The sequence below is a fragment of the Aureimonas sp. OT7 genome (assembly GCF_014844055.1).
Lineage (GTDB): Bacteria > Pseudomonadota > Alphaproteobacteria > Rhizobiales > Rhizobiaceae > Aureimonas > Aureimonas altamirensis_A.
The window spans coordinates 3,953,406-3,968,386 of record NZ_CP062167.1 but is presented as its reverse complement, the minus strand read 5'-3'; the positions used below and the strand labels follow the sequence as shown (position 1 = coordinate 3,968,386).

Annotated in this window: 14 protein-coding genes and 3 pseudogenes; 8 read left to right on the top strand and 9 right to left on the bottom strand. The window is 62.4% G+C overall.

Features of this window, described 5'->3' with window-relative positions; all coding sequences use genetic code 11:
- Positions 1-12 precede the first annotated feature (12 nt).
- From IGS74_RS18995 to IGS74_RS18980, 5 genes are all read left to right on the top strand, one after another.
- Positions 13-1,737, top strand: coding sequence for an FAD-dependent oxidoreductase (locus tag IGS74_RS18995; RefSeq protein WP_246723181.1), 1,725 nt, complete (start codon positions 13-15; stop codon positions 1,735-1,737).
- A 6-nt stretch (positions 1,738-1,743) separates the two neighbouring features.
- Complete coding sequence (locus tag IGS74_RS20115; RefSeq protein ID WP_206688193.1) at positions 1,744-1,965, top strand: hypothetical protein; 222 nt, start codon at positions 1,744-1,746, stop codon at positions 1,963-1,965.
- A 51-nt stretch (positions 1,966-2,016) separates the two neighbouring features.
- Complete coding sequence (locus IGS74_RS18990) at positions 2,017-2,778, top strand: SDR family NAD(P)-dependent oxidoreductase (RefSeq protein ID WP_192388263.1); 762 nt, start codon at positions 2,017-2,019, stop codon at positions 2,776-2,778.
- Between the two features lie 178 nt (positions 2,779-2,956).
- Positions 2,957-3,739, top strand: a complete 783-nt coding sequence (locus IGS74_RS18985) for a hypothetical protein (RefSeq protein WP_192388260.1) — start codon at positions 2,957-2,959, stop codon at positions 3,737-3,739.
- A 25-nt stretch (positions 3,740-3,764) separates the two neighbouring features.
- Positions 3,765-4,070 (top strand): hypothetical protein, encoded by a 306-nt coding sequence (locus IGS74_RS18980; protein ID WP_206688192.1) that lies wholly within the window; start codon positions 3,765-3,767, stop codon positions 4,068-4,070.
- 428 nt (positions 4,071-4,498) lie between these two features.
- Here the strand turns inward: IGS74_RS18980 and IGS74_RS18975 are convergent, their stop codons facing one another.
- From IGS74_RS18975 to IGS74_RS18965, 5 genes and pseudogenes are all read right to left on the bottom strand, one after another.
- Positions 4,499-5,392: a plasmid partitioning protein RepB C-terminal domain-containing protein gene (locus IGS74_RS18975; RefSeq protein ID WP_192388258.1), complete on the bottom strand. Its 894-nt coding sequence runs from the start codon at positions 5,390-5,392 to the stop codon at positions 4,499-4,501.
- Positions 5,392-6,033 carry a plasmid partitioning protein RepB C-terminal domain-containing protein gene (locus IGS74_RS18970; protein WP_246722711.1) on the bottom strand — a complete coding sequence of 214 codons (642 nt, stop codon included), beginning with the start codon at positions 6,031-6,033 and terminating at the stop codon, positions 5,392-5,394. Before IGS74_RS18970 ends, IGS74_RS18975 begins: the two co-directional genes overlap by 1 nt.
- A 9-nt stretch (positions 6,034-6,042) precedes the next feature.
- Positions 6,043-6,099 (bottom strand): annotated as a pseudogene (locus IGS74_RS20370) (hypothetical protein); the annotation flags it as partial.
- Between the two features lie 47 nt (positions 6,100-6,146).
- Positions 6,147-6,269: a hypothetical protein gene (locus IGS74_RS20445; RefSeq protein WP_281413018.1), complete on the bottom strand. Its 123-nt coding sequence runs from the start codon at positions 6,267-6,269 to the stop codon at positions 6,147-6,149.
- Entirely contained in the window at positions 6,266-7,840 is a 1,575-nt protein-coding gene (locus IGS74_RS18965; RefSeq protein WP_281413017.1) for a recombinase family protein, read from the bottom strand. Before IGS74_RS18965 ends, IGS74_RS20445 begins: the two co-directional genes overlap by 4 nt.
- A 67-nt stretch (positions 7,841-7,907) precedes the next feature.
- Here IGS74_RS18965 and IGS74_RS18960 point away from each other — a divergent pair, with 67 nt between their 5' ends.
- Entirely contained in the window at positions 7,908-8,285 is a 378-nt protein-coding gene (locus IGS74_RS18960; RefSeq protein WP_192388254.1) for a hypothetical protein, read from the top strand.
- Between the two features lie 162 nt (positions 8,286-8,447).
- Here IGS74_RS18960 and IGS74_RS20365 read toward each other — a convergent pair.
- The 4 genes and pseudogenes from IGS74_RS20365 to IGS74_RS18940 all read right to left on the bottom strand — a co-directional run.
- Positions 8,448-8,591, bottom strand: a pseudogene (locus tag IGS74_RS20365) (alcohol dehydrogenase catalytic domain-containing protein); the annotation flags it as partial.
- A gap of 95 nt (positions 8,592-8,686) precedes the next feature.
- Complete coding sequence (locus IGS74_RS18950; RefSeq protein WP_192388251.1) at positions 8,687-9,484, bottom strand: (S)-acetoin forming diacetyl reductase; 798 nt, start codon at positions 9,482-9,484, stop codon at positions 8,687-8,689.
- A gap of 66 nt (positions 9,485-9,550) precedes the next feature.
- A pseudogene (locus tag IGS74_RS18945) lies at positions 9,551-10,942 on the bottom strand (NAD-dependent succinate-semialdehyde dehydrogenase).
- A 131-nt stretch (positions 10,943-11,073) separates the two neighbouring features.
- On the bottom strand, positions 11,074-11,922 hold the full coding sequence (locus IGS74_RS18940) for an SDR family oxidoreductase (RefSeq protein ID WP_192388249.1): 849 nt from the start codon (positions 11,920-11,922) through the stop codon (positions 11,074-11,076).
- Positions 11,923-12,054: 132 nt separating this feature from the next.
- On the opposite strand from IGS74_RS18940, the gene IGS74_RS18935 reads away from it, so the two are divergent.
- Together IGS74_RS18935 and IGS74_RS18930 are read left to right on the top strand one after the other, a co-directional pair.
- On the top strand, positions 12,055-12,447 hold the full coding sequence (locus tag IGS74_RS18935; RefSeq protein ID WP_192388247.1) for a helix-turn-helix domain-containing protein: 393 nt from the start codon (positions 12,055-12,057) through the stop codon (positions 12,445-12,447).
- 41 nt (positions 12,448-12,488) lie between these two features.
- On the top strand, positions 12,489-14,942 hold the full coding sequence (locus IGS74_RS18930; protein ID WP_192388245.1) for a heavy metal translocating P-type ATPase: 2,454 nt from the start codon (positions 12,489-12,491) through the stop codon (positions 14,940-14,942).
- The last annotated feature ends 39 nt before the right edge of the window (positions 14,943-14,981 follow it).

The window sequence follows — 14,981 nt, the reverse complement described above, 5'->3', positions numbered from 1 at the left end:
GGCTTGATCATCATGGGCGTGATGGGCGTGGGCTGGCCGGCTGGCGTAGTGCTGCCCGACCAGGCCGGCATCTCGGATGACCGTTTCATCCCCGGCCTTAGGCGTATGGCCGATGCAGTGCATTCCCACGGCGCGAAGATCGCAGCCCAGCTCCATTTCGGCGGGCTCGTAGCGGCTTATGCCGCGGCGCAGGGGCACGAGTTCTGGGCGCCCTCCATGCCGCATCCGCAGGATATGGAGTATCTGCAATATTTCCTGCCCGAGGAGATGGCGGGCGGTGACCGACAGATGGCCGGGGTCAAGGTGCTGGACAAGGCCGACATCGCCGCCGCCGTCGCCCTGTATGCCGAAGGCGCACGCCGGGCGAAGGAGGCGGGGTTCGATGGCGTCGAGATCCATGGCGGCCACGGCTACCTGATATCGTCCTTCCTGTCCCCTTCTTCCAACCACCGGGATGACGACTATGGCGGCTCGCTGGAAAACCGCGCCCGCCTGATGCTCGACGTGCTGCGTGCCGTGCGCGCAACCGTTGGGCCGGACTATCCCGTGTGGATGAAGCTCGATAGCCGCGAACTGGGCAAGGAGATCGGCACCACGCTGGAGGATGCCAAGATCGTCGCGCGCTGGCTGGAAGAGAACGGCGCCGACGCGATCACCGTCACCGCCTATCACGACACCGCCAAGCCCAAGCTCCATTCAGCGTCCAACATCCCGCATGAGCCAGACGCGAACATCCCCGCCGCTCGCGCGATCAAGGCGGATGTCAACATTCCGGTCATCGCCTCGGGTCGGGTCGAGCCGGAACATGGCGAGCGGTTTGTGGCCGAGGGTGCATTCGACTTCCTCGCCATGGGCCGCAAGATGCTGGCCGATCCTTTTCTGCCGAACAAGCTTGCCCAGGGGACCCCTGAGGAAATTCGGCCCTGCATCTATTGCTACACCTGCGTTTCGACTGAATATATCGGCCAGCAGGTGCGCTGTGCGGTCAATTCCGAGACCGGCTTCGAATATCGACGTGACCGGGCGCGGACTTCGCAGGGCGAGCGGATCGTCGTGATCGGCGGTGGACCGGGCGGCATGGAAGCGGCGCGCCGGTTGGACCTTGCCGGCAACACGGTGACCCTGATCGAAAGCAGCGAGCGGCTGGGCGGCACCCTGCGTTTCGCAGGCATCGCCTATGAGCCGAATGAGCGCTTCCTCGACTGGCTGAAGCTGCAGATCAAGCACTCCAAGGTCGATGTCCGGCTCAAGACGCAGGCCACCCCGGAACTGGTGCGCTCGCTGTTCCCCGACCGGGTGATCGTCGCCAACGGCGCCTTGCGCGACATGCCGGGCATTCCCGGCGGCGAGCTCGACCATGTCTTTTCGGGCGACGACATGCGCAACCTGATGTTCGGGGTCTCGACTCCCGACCTGAGGCGCAAGACCTCGGCCTTCGCGCGCCTCGCCACCGGCATCGGCGCCACGACCGGCCTGCTCGCCAATCCCGATTTCGTCCGGGCGGCGACGAAGGTCTGGATGCCGCTGGGCAGGAACGTCGTCATCATCGGCGGCGAGCTGGTCGGGATCGAGCTTGGCGAGTTCCTGGTCGAACGCGGCCGCAAGATCACCGTGCTTGAGGAAAGCGCCCATTTCGGCCGCGGCCTGACGCTGGTCCGCCGGATGCGCGCGGTGACCGAGCTGAAGGACCATGGCGCCGCCCTGTTTTCGCAAGTGAGGGACGTGGCGATCACGTAGACGGCGGTGAACTTCGTCGCCGCGGATGGAAGCCGGCAGACGGTTCCGGCCGATACCGTGATTGTCGCCAAGGGCGCGCATTCCAACCTGGCACTGGCGGATACGCTGCGCAATGCCGGCTTCGATGTGGAGGTCGTCGGCGACACAAGCGGGGTCGGCTATATCGAGGGGGCCGTGCGCGGCGCCGTACGGGCGATCAAAGGCGAGGACGCCATCCCGCCGCTATAGCGGCCAGGAAGGTGTCAGAATGGAACATACTGGATCTGAAAGGAACTGAGGATGAAGCGTTTCGAAAACAAGGTCGTGCTTGTGACCGGCGGCGCCTCCGGGATCGGCCGCGCCTGTGCCGAACGGCTTGCCGGGGAGGGCGCGGCAATCGTGATCGGTGACATCAATACCGATGCTGCAGACCGCGTCGCCGAGGCCATCACCCGGGAAACGGGCATGGACGCCGTGGCTTTCCGCTTCGACGCCCGCGAAAGCGCGGATTGCCAGGCGCTGGTCGATCAGGCGGTCGAGCGCTTCGGGCGGCTCGACGCCGTGGTGAATTGCGCCGGCGTGATGGACTGGCACCGCGCCCACGAATATCCCGACGACGCCTGGGACTTCGTACTCAAGATCAATCTCTACGCCACCTTCTATGTCAGCCGCGCCGCGATCCCGCATCTGCTGAAGACGAAGGGGACGATCGTCAACATGAGCTCGGCCGCCTCTATCTGCGGCGTTCCCTATGCGGCGGCCTATAGCGCCAGCAAGGGCGGCATCAACGCGATGACGCGCTCGATGGCGGTGGAATATGCCGATCAGGGCCTGCGGGTGAACGCGGTCTGTCCCGGCGGCGTCGATACCCCGCTCGTTACTGAGACGACGCTCGTGCCTGAGTGGGCGGACATGACGAAGATCGCGAGGATGTCGTCCAAGATCGGCCGGATGAGTTCGGCGGCCGAGGTCGCCGCATCCGTCGCTTACCTCGCGTCTGACGAGGCCGCGAGCGTAACGGGAATTTCCCTGTCGATCGATGGCGGCCAGTCGGCGGGGTGAGCTACGCCGGCCGAAAGGAAGATCGATCGGCCCGATCACCATCTTTTCCAGCCTGCTCCGTCAGATTGCGGGCGGCATTTAGGGGCATGGACAATGCGTCTTTGATGGCCGAATCGATCACGGCCGAGATCGCCCAAGCCTTTGCGCCGAGGCTGAGAGACCAAGAGCCAGGGTACACGTGATACGCTTCCTTCAACATCTTGCCCTGCTGGTGGCAGCCATGCTGTGGATCTGCACCGTTGCGGTTGCCCAGCCTGCTGCGGCTGAAACAGGTGCGGCGACCAACGGTCAGCTCGCACAGCCCGCCCAAAGCGATATTGAAGCGCTCCGCCGGGTGATCGGACTCCTGTCGAGCGATGAACATCGTGCGGCACTTCTGGAGGAATTGCGTGCCCTCGACCGGACTATGCAGACGCTTCCCTTGCAGCACGAGGTCGTCCCGCCCGAGCCTGTTCCGGGGGAACGAGCGCAGGTCGCTGAGGAGGAGACGCCGGAAGCGGCCGCGCCTGAAATTCTCACCGAAGGCGGGCTGATCGGAGCCATTTCGGCGACCGTCACAACAGCAGTCGACACACTTTCCACGGCGACTTTCGGCATGCCGGTGGAGACAAAGCTGGAGAATGCAGCCAACGAGATCGGACAGCGGGTCGAAAGAGGCGGCAACGCCACCGCCATCGTCAATTTCCTGATCTGGGCTGTTCCGGGCATCTTGGCCGTCGTCGGGGTTTATGCCGCTTTTTCGCGGAGCCGATGGGTTCGGGCACGATTCACGCTGGCCGTACGCCCGACAGTGTCGGGCCCGGCTCTTGCAAAGCAGCTCATCCCCATGGCGCTGCTCGGCTTCCTGCCGCTGCTGATCGCGTTTGCGGCTGCATGGGCCTGGGTGATCCGTTGCTCCTGCGGGCGAGCTTTTCTCAACGCTCACCACCGGGCGTTACACTACGCTCAAGGTGGATACTGACGGTCCCAGCCCGCGACTTCTGGGCATGCGCGACGACATGCGGACCATGGTCGAAGTTGACGCGATGAGCGAGGGCACCGCCGACCAGCTTTTCCTCGCGCTGCGGCTGGCCGCACTCGAGCAGTCGGTTGCGGCAGGGGTTGGCTTGCCGTTCCTCGCAGACGACCTCTTCGTGAACTTCGACGACCGGCGCGCTGAGGCAGGCTTCCGTGTACTCGCTGAGGTCGCCCGGACCACACAGGTGCTGTTCTTCACGCACCATCCGCACCTAGCCCAGATCGCGAAGTCCGTGGTCGGCGCCGAGCTTCATTCGGAATGCGCGCTCTCGTGATTCTGCGGGCTTCATGCAGCAGAGTAGCCGGCTCTGGATCATCCGGGAACTTAGAAGCAGCTCAACGAACGGCAGCTTTCCCGGCATCGTTAACCAAAGCCTGCCGTTCCGCTTCCGGCCCCGTTTCAGCCATCGCCAGAGTGCGTGCGAGATGATCGCTTCGGGCGCACACCGAACGCATTCTCAGGGGCCATGAAGCAGAAAGAAGGAAATTTCCGCAGACTAATCGCCGACATGTAGTCTGCTATCCGGCCCAGAATATCAATCTAAGTCATTGAAAATATTGGCGCGCCGTGCCGGGCGAAGATGATAGCTATGTCTACGCTATAGCCCTCCTCTAGATCGGTTCGAATCCCGCACGGCCCGCCGCTGTCTCTCGACGGCGACCACCACAGCGCAGAAACAACGCACTTTGTGGGCACGTCCGGCTATACCGCCGGGCCCGGCTCCAATGACGCAGCAAGCACGATCGCCCGAAGCTCCGTTAGCATGTCGCCGTGTCGCTTTTCGAGGTACGCTACCACATTGGTGTTCGCCATCAGGCGGCCGACGTACCGTGACGCGAGGACGAGATGGAGCACGTCGTCGCCGAACGTCCGCTCCACTGCCTTGAAGTCGCGGCTGACCACCTCAAGCTCTCGCTCCATCCGCGCCATCTGCTCGGGGGAAAGGCCGTTCAACCGCTTCGGCTTCTCCGGTGCCACCAAGTCGGTCTGCTTGGTGCCAGCGAGCAGGGCCTTGGCATAGCCGGTCGTCAGGTTGCCCGCCTGGATCATAAGATCAGCCGCCTCATACTGGCGAAGCGGCTTCATCTTCCGCAAGGCATCGAAGATCGCCTTGCTGACCGTACGATCTTTCAACAGCTCGATCACCTCCGGGGCGATCCCATCGAGCATAGTGCGCCGTTTTGTCAGCGTTCTGATATCCATTCCAAGCGCGCGGGCGATCTTCTCCGCCGAGGCGCCGCGTTCAAGCGCCCGCTCGATCATGTAGTGCTCCTGCACCGTCGCAAGTCGGTTCACGCGCTTGTTGTAGGTGAAGCTCTCGTCATCGTCCTCAATGACGCAGCGCACGCTCTCCTCGCCGCGCTCACACAAGGCATAATACCGGAGATGACCATCGAGCAGTAGGTGTTTCCCTTCCGCATTTGGCTTTGAAACGGGAAGCGGCTCGATGATGCCGACTTCTGCAATCGATGTGATGATACGCCCATAGCGTTTGGAGCGGGCGACGTTGGGCGCGAGCCGACGAAGAGGGAGTATGTCCGTCAGCCGAATGGAGACGACTTGCCGTTCGAACCCAATGTGTACATCCTCGGCCATCACTCATCCTTGATCCCGATGCGTTCCGCGAGCGGCTGCGGGAGTGTGCCGATCGATTCCGCGCGAAGCAGAGTGACGAAATGCTCCTCTTCCAAGAGGCGGCGCAGCGCATTGACGATAAAGATCAGGCGGCCTTGTGCCAGTTCGGCCTTCTTCACGATCAGTTTCTGCCGGTCGATCTCTCGACGATAGCTACGCACCAGCGAGGCGGCCGTGGTCTTGGTGGATTTTTGCGGGTGACCGACGGACTTTACGCCTTTGCCGATCTGGTTTCGCTCTTCGACGATGCGCCGGATCGCCAGCACCTGATTGCCCGGCAAGGTCTTGCCTTCATAGGCTTCGGTCAGAGCACGTTGAACGCCGGCGTCGTTCGCCCGCGCGATTTCCACCGCAATCGTATGAGGGATGACGCCCCGTTCTACTGCGTCGAGAAGGCGCTCCTCACCATGTTCTAAGAGGAAGCAGATAGAAAATGCATACTCAGGGCTGAAGCCGATCTTGGAGGCGATCTGCGCGTAATCGTAGCCGCGCTCGCGCATTACGCCGACCTCGCGGATCAGCTCCAGCGGCGAATGGTTCCGGCGCGCGAGGTTCTCTATAAGACTCATCACATAGCAGTCTTCGCGCGATGCCTCGATCACGACTGCTGGTATCTCCATCTGACCTAGGGCGACGAAGGCCTCCATACGACCTTGGCCACAGACCAGCTCGTAGCCATCTCCGTCCGTCTTCCGCGTGACGGTAATCGGCTTCTTCAGGCGACCGCGCGGATGCTCGCCACCAACTCCTCGAAAATGCGGCGATTTCGGATGCGAGGATTAAGCACTTCGATCTGGGCGATCGGAATCGAGACGATGTCAGACACGGCTTCGGTCATGCGGCCCTCGGCATCTGGCTGCGGAGCAGCAGGTGATACAGGGATGAGAGATCATCCACCCGATAGGCGTCGAGGTGGAGGCCATTCAGTTCGGCCATTCGCAGGATTTCGCTGGAGCCGACGTCGATCCACGGCAGGATGTAGAAGTCGCGCGGGCGTAGGTTGCCGGCATCCAGCCTTACGACGATTGTGAGATCCGGCCGCAAACTCGTGTCGAGCCGGAGCTTCCAACGCAGTGTGCCCGCCTGTGTCGCTTGGCAGCGCACGACAACGATCGACACCGTTAGCTCCCCATGCACTGTCAGTAGGTCAGTTGCCGGATCGATGCCAACAATGCCACCCGTCGCCTCGATGCCGCGCGTGACTTCGCCGACGATCTCTGGGTGGAGAAGGCGAAGGTGGCGGTTCGTCTCGATGTACCGGTAGTCGCGATTGGGCGCATAGCCGACAAGGTGGTAGGCCCGCATTAGGCTGCCGAAACGATGGCGGTAGCTGGCCGCCGATGGCATCTCCTCGATCTCGTCGATTACGAGACCCGATAGAACACCGCGCGAGGCTAGAAGGTCTGAAAGCATCCGCAGCATATCGTCGTCCGAGAAGCGTCGGGCGCGCTCCTCAAGGATACGGGCAGCTGCCTGGAACGATGCCGGGTCGACGATGGCCTCGAACGCCCCATCGCCTCTGATCCACATATCCGGCGGGTTTACGACACGCTTCTTTTTTAGTTTGAAAGAAACGCGATTATAGACGTTGTTGCCGACATACTTCTCATTGCTCAGGATTTGGTGGACAGCGCTCCTGGTCCACGGCCGGCCAAGATCGGTCTTTCGACCCTCAGCATTGAGCATTGCTGCAATCTCTCGTTCCGAGCGATGCTCCTCGGTGAAGAGGCGGTAGATCCGGCGCACTGTCTCCACCTCTTTCGCCGGGCCGGGCACGAGTACGACACGGTCGGTCTGGAGGCTCTTCTGCTCGCCGGCCCGAAGCTCGGCTTTCGGCTGTCCCTTCTCATCGATAAGCTGTCGACGCAACCCGTAGCCTGCCGGTCCGCCTTGCCGGTAGCCCAAGGTGACGAGGCGGCACTGGCCGGCAAACACCTTGGTGGACAGGTCGCGGCTGAACTCGCCCGCCATGACCCTCCGCACGCTCTTCATTATCGTCGAGCTAGGACTACCGTCGTTCTCGAACGGCTCGGCGCAGTAATGGACAGTGATGCCCGCCTCGCGGCACACGAACTCGTAGTATCCGCTCTCGTCGGCATCCTGAAAGCGGCCCCACCGGCTGATGTCGTAGACGAGGATTGCAGTAAAGTCGGCGAGACCATTACGGACATCGTCGATCAGTGTTCTCAGGGCTTCGTGGCCAGCTATGCTGAGCCCGCTTCGCCCCTCGTCGGCATAGGTGCGCACGATGTCGAAGCCGCGGCGTGCCGCATAAGCGTCGATGGCGTCCGCCTGGTTCTCTGTGGAGTAGCGCTGATGATCGGTAGACATGCGAACATAGCGTGCCGCCCGTGTCCGGGCTGGCGACGCGCCATCAAAATCTTCCTCAGACCACTCCGTCGCTGACACGAGATTGTAGCTCGCTTGTGTTGAAGTGGTTCAGTCGTATCCCGGCACTGAAGGGATGTCCTGCTCCATGAAGGCGCGAACTTTTCGGTCTGACAGTCCAAAACCTGTACCGGATACTCTTGGTGCAGAATTGTTCGCGCGAGAAGTCGCTGCCGCGCTCGACGCAGAGTTCGGGGGCAGGCCTCATAAGGTGAAGGAGGTCGCAAGACTCACTGGATACAACCAGCGAACCGTCAAGAACTGGTTTCAGGCGCGCAATGGTCCGAGCGGCGAATGTCTGGTGACACTGATGCGCCACTCAGATCACGTACTCAGGCTCGTTCTGCGGCAAGCTAAGCGCGAAGAGCTTCTTCGGGTCATCGACGTTACCGAAGCGAAGGCGCGGCTTAAGGCGGCCGTCAACACGCTGGATCGCTTTCTTGAAAGTGACAAGAGTGATTCTTAAGGCCAAGAAGTGAAAATAGCCGGGGAGCCGCAGGAGGCCAAATCGACCTTCGAGTGTTGGCGGGCCATGCGGGATAGTGATGAGAACTATACCTACTCCATAGCCCTCCATGACCCTGCAAATTCAACCTGAGTATGTACATTGGTGGAATAACGGTGTGACGTCGCCTTCCTTGACGTGCTGAACGCCTGTGCCGACCGCGACGGCATGTTTGACACCCTCGTCACCCAAGATGAAGGGCGGCTTCGGTTTGACCGGCCTGTCACCGTCAACGGCCTGCAGGCCGGTGTGGCAGACACCATCGCTGCGATTTTCACAAGTATCTGACCCGAACACGTGGACGACCGCCGAGGGCGATCCGATATTGGTGCCGGATCCGCTCTCGGCGGTGGCAGGCGACCTCAGTTGAAGACCATGCCGCCATCAATGATGAGGGCTTGGCCGGTCATGTAGTCTGAATCCGGACCGGCAAGATAAGAGACGCAAGCAGCTACATCTTCCGGTTCGGAAATGCGGCCGAGCGTCACATTCTTCGCCCACTGCTGAAGGCCCCATTCGAGGGACTGGCCGTTTTCATCGGCCACTTTCTGCGCGATCCCCTCCATCATCGGCGTGCGCACGATGCCCGGGCAATAGGCATTGCTCGTGATGCCGAGCGGGGCGAGGTCCTTCGCTGCTGTCTGGGTGATGCCGCGAATGGCGAACTTGGTCGCGCCGTACACCGCGAGATCCGGATTTCCGACCTGCCCGGCCTGGGAGGAGGCGTTGATGATCTTGCCGATCACATCACCTGTCTTAGCCGGCTTGCGCGCCTTGAAGTGCTTCACAGCGGCCTGAATGCCCCAATATGTCCCTCCCACGTTGACGTCGAATACCCGGTGGTAGATTTCGGGCGTGATGTCTTCGATCGGCGTGACCGGACCCAGGCCCGCATTGTTGACGATCACGTCCAGGCGGCCGAAACGGGCGACAACATCGTCCACCGCCTGAAACACCTGCTCACGTTGCGCGACGTCAACCTGGACACCTATCGCCTCGCCGCCGCTGGCGATGATCGTATCCGCCACCTGCTTCGCGGTCTCTGCGTTGAAGTCGAGGCAACCGATAGTGAAGCCATCCTTGGCGAGGCGGATCGCAATCGCCAGGCCGATGCCTTGGCCCGCGCCCGTAACAACAGCGACTTTCTTGATAGTAGACATTTTGCTGGTCCTTCATGTTCGATGGAATCGATGCCACTCCCACCCGAGGGCGGGAGTGGCCAAAACTCAAAAATGCGCGTCGATATCGACGACGTCGATAAGCTTGTGGTTGACGAACTCCTTGAGGCCGAGGCCGATCAGTTCGCGGCCATAACCGGAACGGCGGATGCCGCCGAAGGGCAGGTCGGCCTCGACTTTGGTCAGATGGTTGACGAACACCATGCCGGTCGAGATCTGCTTCGCCACTTCCAGGCCATGTTTCGTATCGGCCGTGAACACAGAGCCGCCGAGGCCAAAGGGGGAGTCGTTGGCGATGCGCACCGCGTCTGCCTCGTCCTTCGCACGGAACAGCATCGAGACCGGGCCGAAGAACTCCCAGTAGCGGGCGGGGTTGTCTTCCGCGAGATCGGTCAGAATGGTCGGCTGCACGAAAGCGCCGTTATTGGGAACGGGAGGTCCGACCTCTTCGGCTTTCGCGCCGAGCTTCACCGCCTCACGAATTTTCTCCTTCACCTCCTCGGCGGCACCCTGCGACGAGAGCGGGGCCAGCGTCGTGTTCGCCTCGAAGGGATCGCCGGCGACCAGTCCGGCAACACCCTTGCGGTACTTCGTCAGGAACGCATCATACACTTCGTCGACTATAATTATACGTTTGGAGGAGACGCAGACCTGACCGCCGTTCCAGTGGCGGCCGAACACCGCCCATTTCGTCGTCTTTTCGAGGTCTGCATCGGCCAGCACCACGAAGGCGTCCGCGCCGCCAAGCTCCAGCGTCGACTTCTTCAGCGCCTTGCCGGCCTGTGCGGCGACCACCGAACCCGCGCCTTCGGAACCGGTGAGCGCGACACCGTGGACGCGATCGTCGTTGAGGATCAATTCGATCTGCGAACGGGTGGCATAAAGGTTGCGGAACGTGCCGTCCGGCAGCCCGGCCTGCTTCATCAGATCCTGGAAGGCGGCGGCGCTCTGCGGCACGTTCGAAGCATGCTTGAGCAGCACCGTATTGCCGGCCGAGAGCTGCGGCGCGAGGATGCGGGCGATCTGGTAATAGGGGAAGTTCCACGGCTCGATGGCGAGTAGCACGCCGAGCGGCTCATGCACGATGATGGCGTCGCCCTCGGCCGGATCAAGGACGAGAAGTTTCTCGGGCTTGAGTAGCGCCTCGGCGTTGCGCACGTAATATTCGAAAATCTTGGCGGAAAGCTCGACCTCTGCCTTCGCCTCAGGGAAGATTTTTCCCATCTCCAGCGTCAGAAGCTTGGCATAATCGTCGCTGTTTTCACGCAGGATATCGGCTGCCTTTTGCAGGATGCGGCCGCGCTCGGCAAAAGGCGTCTCCCTCCATGACAGGAAAGCGTTGTGGGCGTTCTCGATCGCTTCGCGCACCTAAGCGTCGGTCGCGTCGGCGAAGGTCTTGAGCGTTTCGCCAGTATAGGGATTGATGGTTGCATAGGCCATGATGGGTACTTTCCAGATGGTTCGCTCTCCGTGGCCGCACCAAGACCGACAAAGCAGTCTCGATTTGGCTGGTGAGCGTGGGACTGAGTTCGAGACGATGAGGCGCCCCTGAAGCGGAGCGCCTTGCGAGCTTAAGTCTTGAGAGCGGCGGCGACCGGCACGGAGAGTGGCGTGGTCGGTCGGCCGATCAGGCTGGAGAGATGCTTTCCGTCGTCGAACAGAGCCCCCCTGGACGCGCCGACATCCCAGGAGGCAATGGACGCAGCAAAGCCTTCCGGCACGCCGTGGCTTGCCAGAGCCTTGGCATAATCGGCTTCGGGAAGGTTCTTGTAGGGAATGTCCTTACCGGTCTGCCGGGAGATTTCGGCGGCGAGGTCTGAAAGCGTCCATGCGGTGTCGCCCGCCAGTTCATAAGTCTTGCCGTCATGCCCCTCGCCAGTCAGCACGGCTACGGCCGCTTCGGCATAGTCAGCGCGCGGGGCGGCAGAGATTTTTCCGTCACCGGCACTACCGATGAAAGCGCCGCCAGCAAGCGCGCCGCCGATGGAGGCAGTGTAGTTTTCGCTGTACCAACCATTGCGCAGGATGGTGTAGGGGATCCCCGAAGCCTTCAGATCGGCTTCCGTTTGGCGATGCTCTTCGGCCAGGTTAAGCGGCGAGACATCGGCGTGCAGCAGGCTGGTGTAGACGATCCGCTTCACGCCGGCTTTCTTGGCCGCGTCAACGACATTTTTGTGCTGGGCGGCGCGATGGCCGACTTCGCTGGATGAGATCAACAATAGGGTGTCAACCTCTGCCAGAGCCGCGTCAAGGGTCTCGGGCTTCGCATATTCGGCTGCGCGGACCGTCACACCCAGGTCGCCAGCCCTTTCCGGGCTGCGCACCAGGGCGACGATATCTGAGGCCGGCGCCTTCCGCTTCAGCGTCTCGACGACGAGGCGGCCAAGCTGGCCGGTAGCTCCTGTTACGGCAATGGTCATGGGCGAACTCCTTGTTTCAGCCAGCATTGAATCACATGTAGGCTTTATAGTTATGTTTCGTTAGTACCAACGCAAAGGTAAGTATGGATGAATGTCGGAGTACCGGAAAAAATTCAGGAGGCGGATACGGCCATGACGCTGTCCGAAAAGCTCGCGCGCGGCGATCTCATGGCGGCCGCCTGTCCCTCGCGCGATGTGCTCCGGCATCTGACGAGTCGCTGGGGCGTGCTCGTTCTGATTGCGCTTCAGCCTGGCACGCAGCGCTTCAGCGAACTGCGTCGCAAGGTCGGCGGTGTCAGCGAACGGATGCTGGCGCAGACGCTGCAGTGGCTGGAAGGGGACGGTATGGTCGAGCGCAAGGCTTTCAAGATCGTACCGCCCCATGTGGAATACACACTGACCCCCCTCGGCCAGGAAGCCGCTGAAAAAATTCGCGACCTCGCGGACTGGATCGAGCTCAGCCTGCCGCGCATCGTCGAGCATTGGGATACGATGCGGCCGGACACGCAGACGAACAGGGGGTAAACATCCCGGACGCATCCGCTTTGCGGGGAAGGTTTTCAGGAATGGCTTCGCACGAACGGGATCATTCAAAAGATCACCACGCCAATCATGGCGGCCATGCTCATCATCACACGCGTTCCGTCCCCGCAGGGGTGAACGACCCGGTCTGCGGCATGTCCGTCAATCAGGAGACGGCAAAGCACCATGTCGAGCATGCGGGTACGACGCACTATTTCTGCTCGGCCGCCTGCAAGGCGAAGTTCGACGCAGATCCCGAGCGCTACGTCGCGCGCGCCACGGCAGAAGACAAAAACGCACACAACCATTCCCGTCACCAGGATCACGCGGGTCACGCCCATCACGGCACAGCGGGTGTTGCCGGCGAGCGGCCGGTGCCGGAGGGCACGATCTGGACCTGCCCGATGCATCCGGATATCCGGCGCGACGGGCCGGGAAGCTGCCCGATCTGCGGCATGGCGCTGGAGCCGCTGGTGGCGGCCGCCGACACCGGCCCGAGCGCTGAACTCACGGATATGACTCGCCGCTTCCGGATCGGTCTCGTGCTCGCCCTGCCGGTGTTCATCTTGGAAATGGGATCGCATCTGATCCCGGCGCTGCATCATCTTGTGCCCACCCAGATCTCGATCTGGACTCAGTTCGCTCTAGCGACGCCGGTGGTGCTGTGGGCGGGATGGCCCTTCTTCACGCGTGCCTGGGCCTCGCTCGTCAACCGCAGCCTCAATATGTTCACGCTGATCGCCATGGGCACGGGCGTCGCCTGGGCCTACAGCGTGGTCGCCACGCTGGCGCCCGGCATCTTCCCCGATGCATTCCGGGCCGCCAACGGCTCGGTCGCGGTCTATTTCGAAGCGGCGGCCGTCATCACTGTGCTGGTTCTGCTTGGACAGGTGCTGGAACTGCGTGCTCGCGAGCAGACCTCAGGCGCCATCAAGGCTCTGCTTAACCTCGCGCCGAAGACGGCGCGCCGCATCGGCGAAGCCGGGGCGGAGGAAGACGCGCCTGTCGAAGCCATCGTCATCGGCGACCGGTTGCGGGTGCGTCCCGGCGAGACGGTGCCTGTCGACGGGCAGGTGGAAGACGGACGCTCCTCGGTCGACGAATCCATGGTCACCGGCGAATCCATGCCGATCACCCGCACCGTCGGCGATCACGTCGTCGGCGGCACGCTGAACCAGACCGGCGCGCTTGTCATCCGGGCCGAGAAGGTGGGCCGCGATACGATGCTCGCCCGCATCGTCCAGATGGTCGCCGACGCCCAACGCTCGCGCGCGCCGATCCAGCGCATGGCCGACAAGGTTTCCGGCTGGTTCGTCCCTGTCGTGATCATCATTGCGCTGCTCGCCTTTGCCGCCTGGGCGATCTGGGGACCGGAGCCACGCTTCGCCTATGGCCTCGTCGCCGCCGTCTCTGTGCTTATCATCGCCTGCCCCTGCGCGCTCGGCCTCGCCACGCCGATGTCGATCATGGTCGGCGTCGGCAAGGGAGCGGGTCTTGGCGTCCTGATCAAGAACGCCGAGGCGCTGGAGCGGATGGAGAAGGTCGATACGCTCGTGGCCGACAAGACCGGCACGCTGACCGAGGGCGGGCCCGCCGTGACCGAAATCGTCGCGGCCGATGGCTTCGCGCAAGACGATATCCTACGGCTCGCGGCCGGCGTGGAAAAGGCCTCGGAGCATCCGTTGGCGCTGGCCGTTGTTGCTGCCGCCCAAACGAAAGGGATTGCCGTTCCGCCGGTGACGGACTTTGACTCACCCACCGGCAAGGGCGCGCTCGGGACGATCGAAGGCAAGCGGATCGTACTCGGCAACGCCGCCTTCCTCGCGGAGAATGGTATCGATGCCTCATCCCTTTCCGAGCGCGCCGATGCGCTCCGCCACGACGGTGCGACGGCCATATATATCGGCGTCGGGGATCAGACCGCAGGAATCTTTGCCATCGCCGATCCGGTGAAGGCGACGACGCAGGAGGCGCTGAAGGCGCTACATGCCGACGGCATTCGCATCGTCATGCTGACCGGCGACAACCGCACCACGGCCGAGGCGGTAGCACGCAGGCTCGGCATTGACGAGGTCGAGGCCGATGTCCTGCCAGATCAGAAGAGCGCCGTCGTCGCCCGGCTGAAATCAGAAGGCCGCGTGGTGGCGATGGCCGGAGACGGCGTCAACGACGCCCCGGCGCTTGCCGGCGCCGATGTCGGTATCGCCATGGGCTCGGGCACCGACGTTGCGATCGAGAGCGCCGGCGTCACCCTGCTCAAAGGCGATCTCATGGGCATCGTCAAGGCGCGGCGCCTTTCGGAAGCGACAATGCGCAACATCCGACAGAACCTCGTCTTCGCCTTCATCTACAACGCCGCCGGCGTGCCGATCGCAGCGGGTGTGCTCTATCCGGTGTTCGGCCTGCTGCTGTCGCCGATCATCGCCGCCGCCGCCATGGCAATGTCCTCGGTCAGCGTTATCGGCAATGCCCTCAGGTTGCGAGCCACGAAGGTCTGAGCATTCATCTCCCATCCGTCAAGTACCATAAGGAAGAAG

What these genes read in the sequence shown, in the direction of transcription:
- IGS74_RS18980 (WP_206688192.1), top strand. Translation starts at nt 3,765, where the DNA reads ATGCGCGACGACATGCGGACCATGGTCGAAGTTGACGCGATGAGCGAG.
- IGS74_RS18935 (WP_192388247.1), top strand. Translation starts at nt 12,055, where the DNA reads ATGACGCTGTCCGAAAAGCTCGCGCGCGGCGATCTCATGGCGGCCGCC.
- IGS74_RS18940 (WP_192388249.1), bottom strand. Translation starts at nt 11,922, where the DNA reads ATGACCATTGCCGTAACAGGAGCTACCGGCCAGCTTGGCCGCCTCGTC.
- IGS74_RS18930 (WP_192388245.1), top strand. Translation starts at nt 12,489, where the DNA reads ATGGCTTCGCACGAACGGGATCATTCAAAAGATCACCACGCCAATCAT.
- IGS74_RS18960 (WP_192388254.1), top strand. Translation starts at nt 7,908, where the DNA reads ATGAAGGCGCGAACTTTTCGGTCTGACAGTCCAAAACCTGTACCGGAT.
- IGS74_RS18995 (WP_246723181.1), top strand. Translation starts at nt 13, where the DNA reads ATGGGCGTGATGGGCGTGGGCTGGCCGGCTGGCGTAGTGCTGCCCGAC.
- IGS74_RS18990 (WP_192388263.1), top strand. Translation starts at nt 2,017, where the DNA reads ATGAAGCGTTTCGAAAACAAGGTCGTGCTTGTGACCGGCGGCGCCTCC.
- IGS74_RS18950 (WP_192388251.1), bottom strand. Translation starts at nt 9,484, where the DNA reads ATGTCTACTATCAAGAAAGTCGCTGTTGTTACGGGCGCGGGCCAAGGC.
- IGS74_RS20445 (WP_281413018.1), bottom strand. Translation starts at nt 6,269, where the DNA reads ATGACCGAAGCCGTGTCTGACATCGTCTCGATTCCGATCGCCCAGATC.
- IGS74_RS18975 (WP_192388258.1), bottom strand. Translation starts at nt 5,392, where the DNA reads ATGGCCGAGGATGTACACATTGGGTTCGAACGGCAAGTCGTCTCCATT.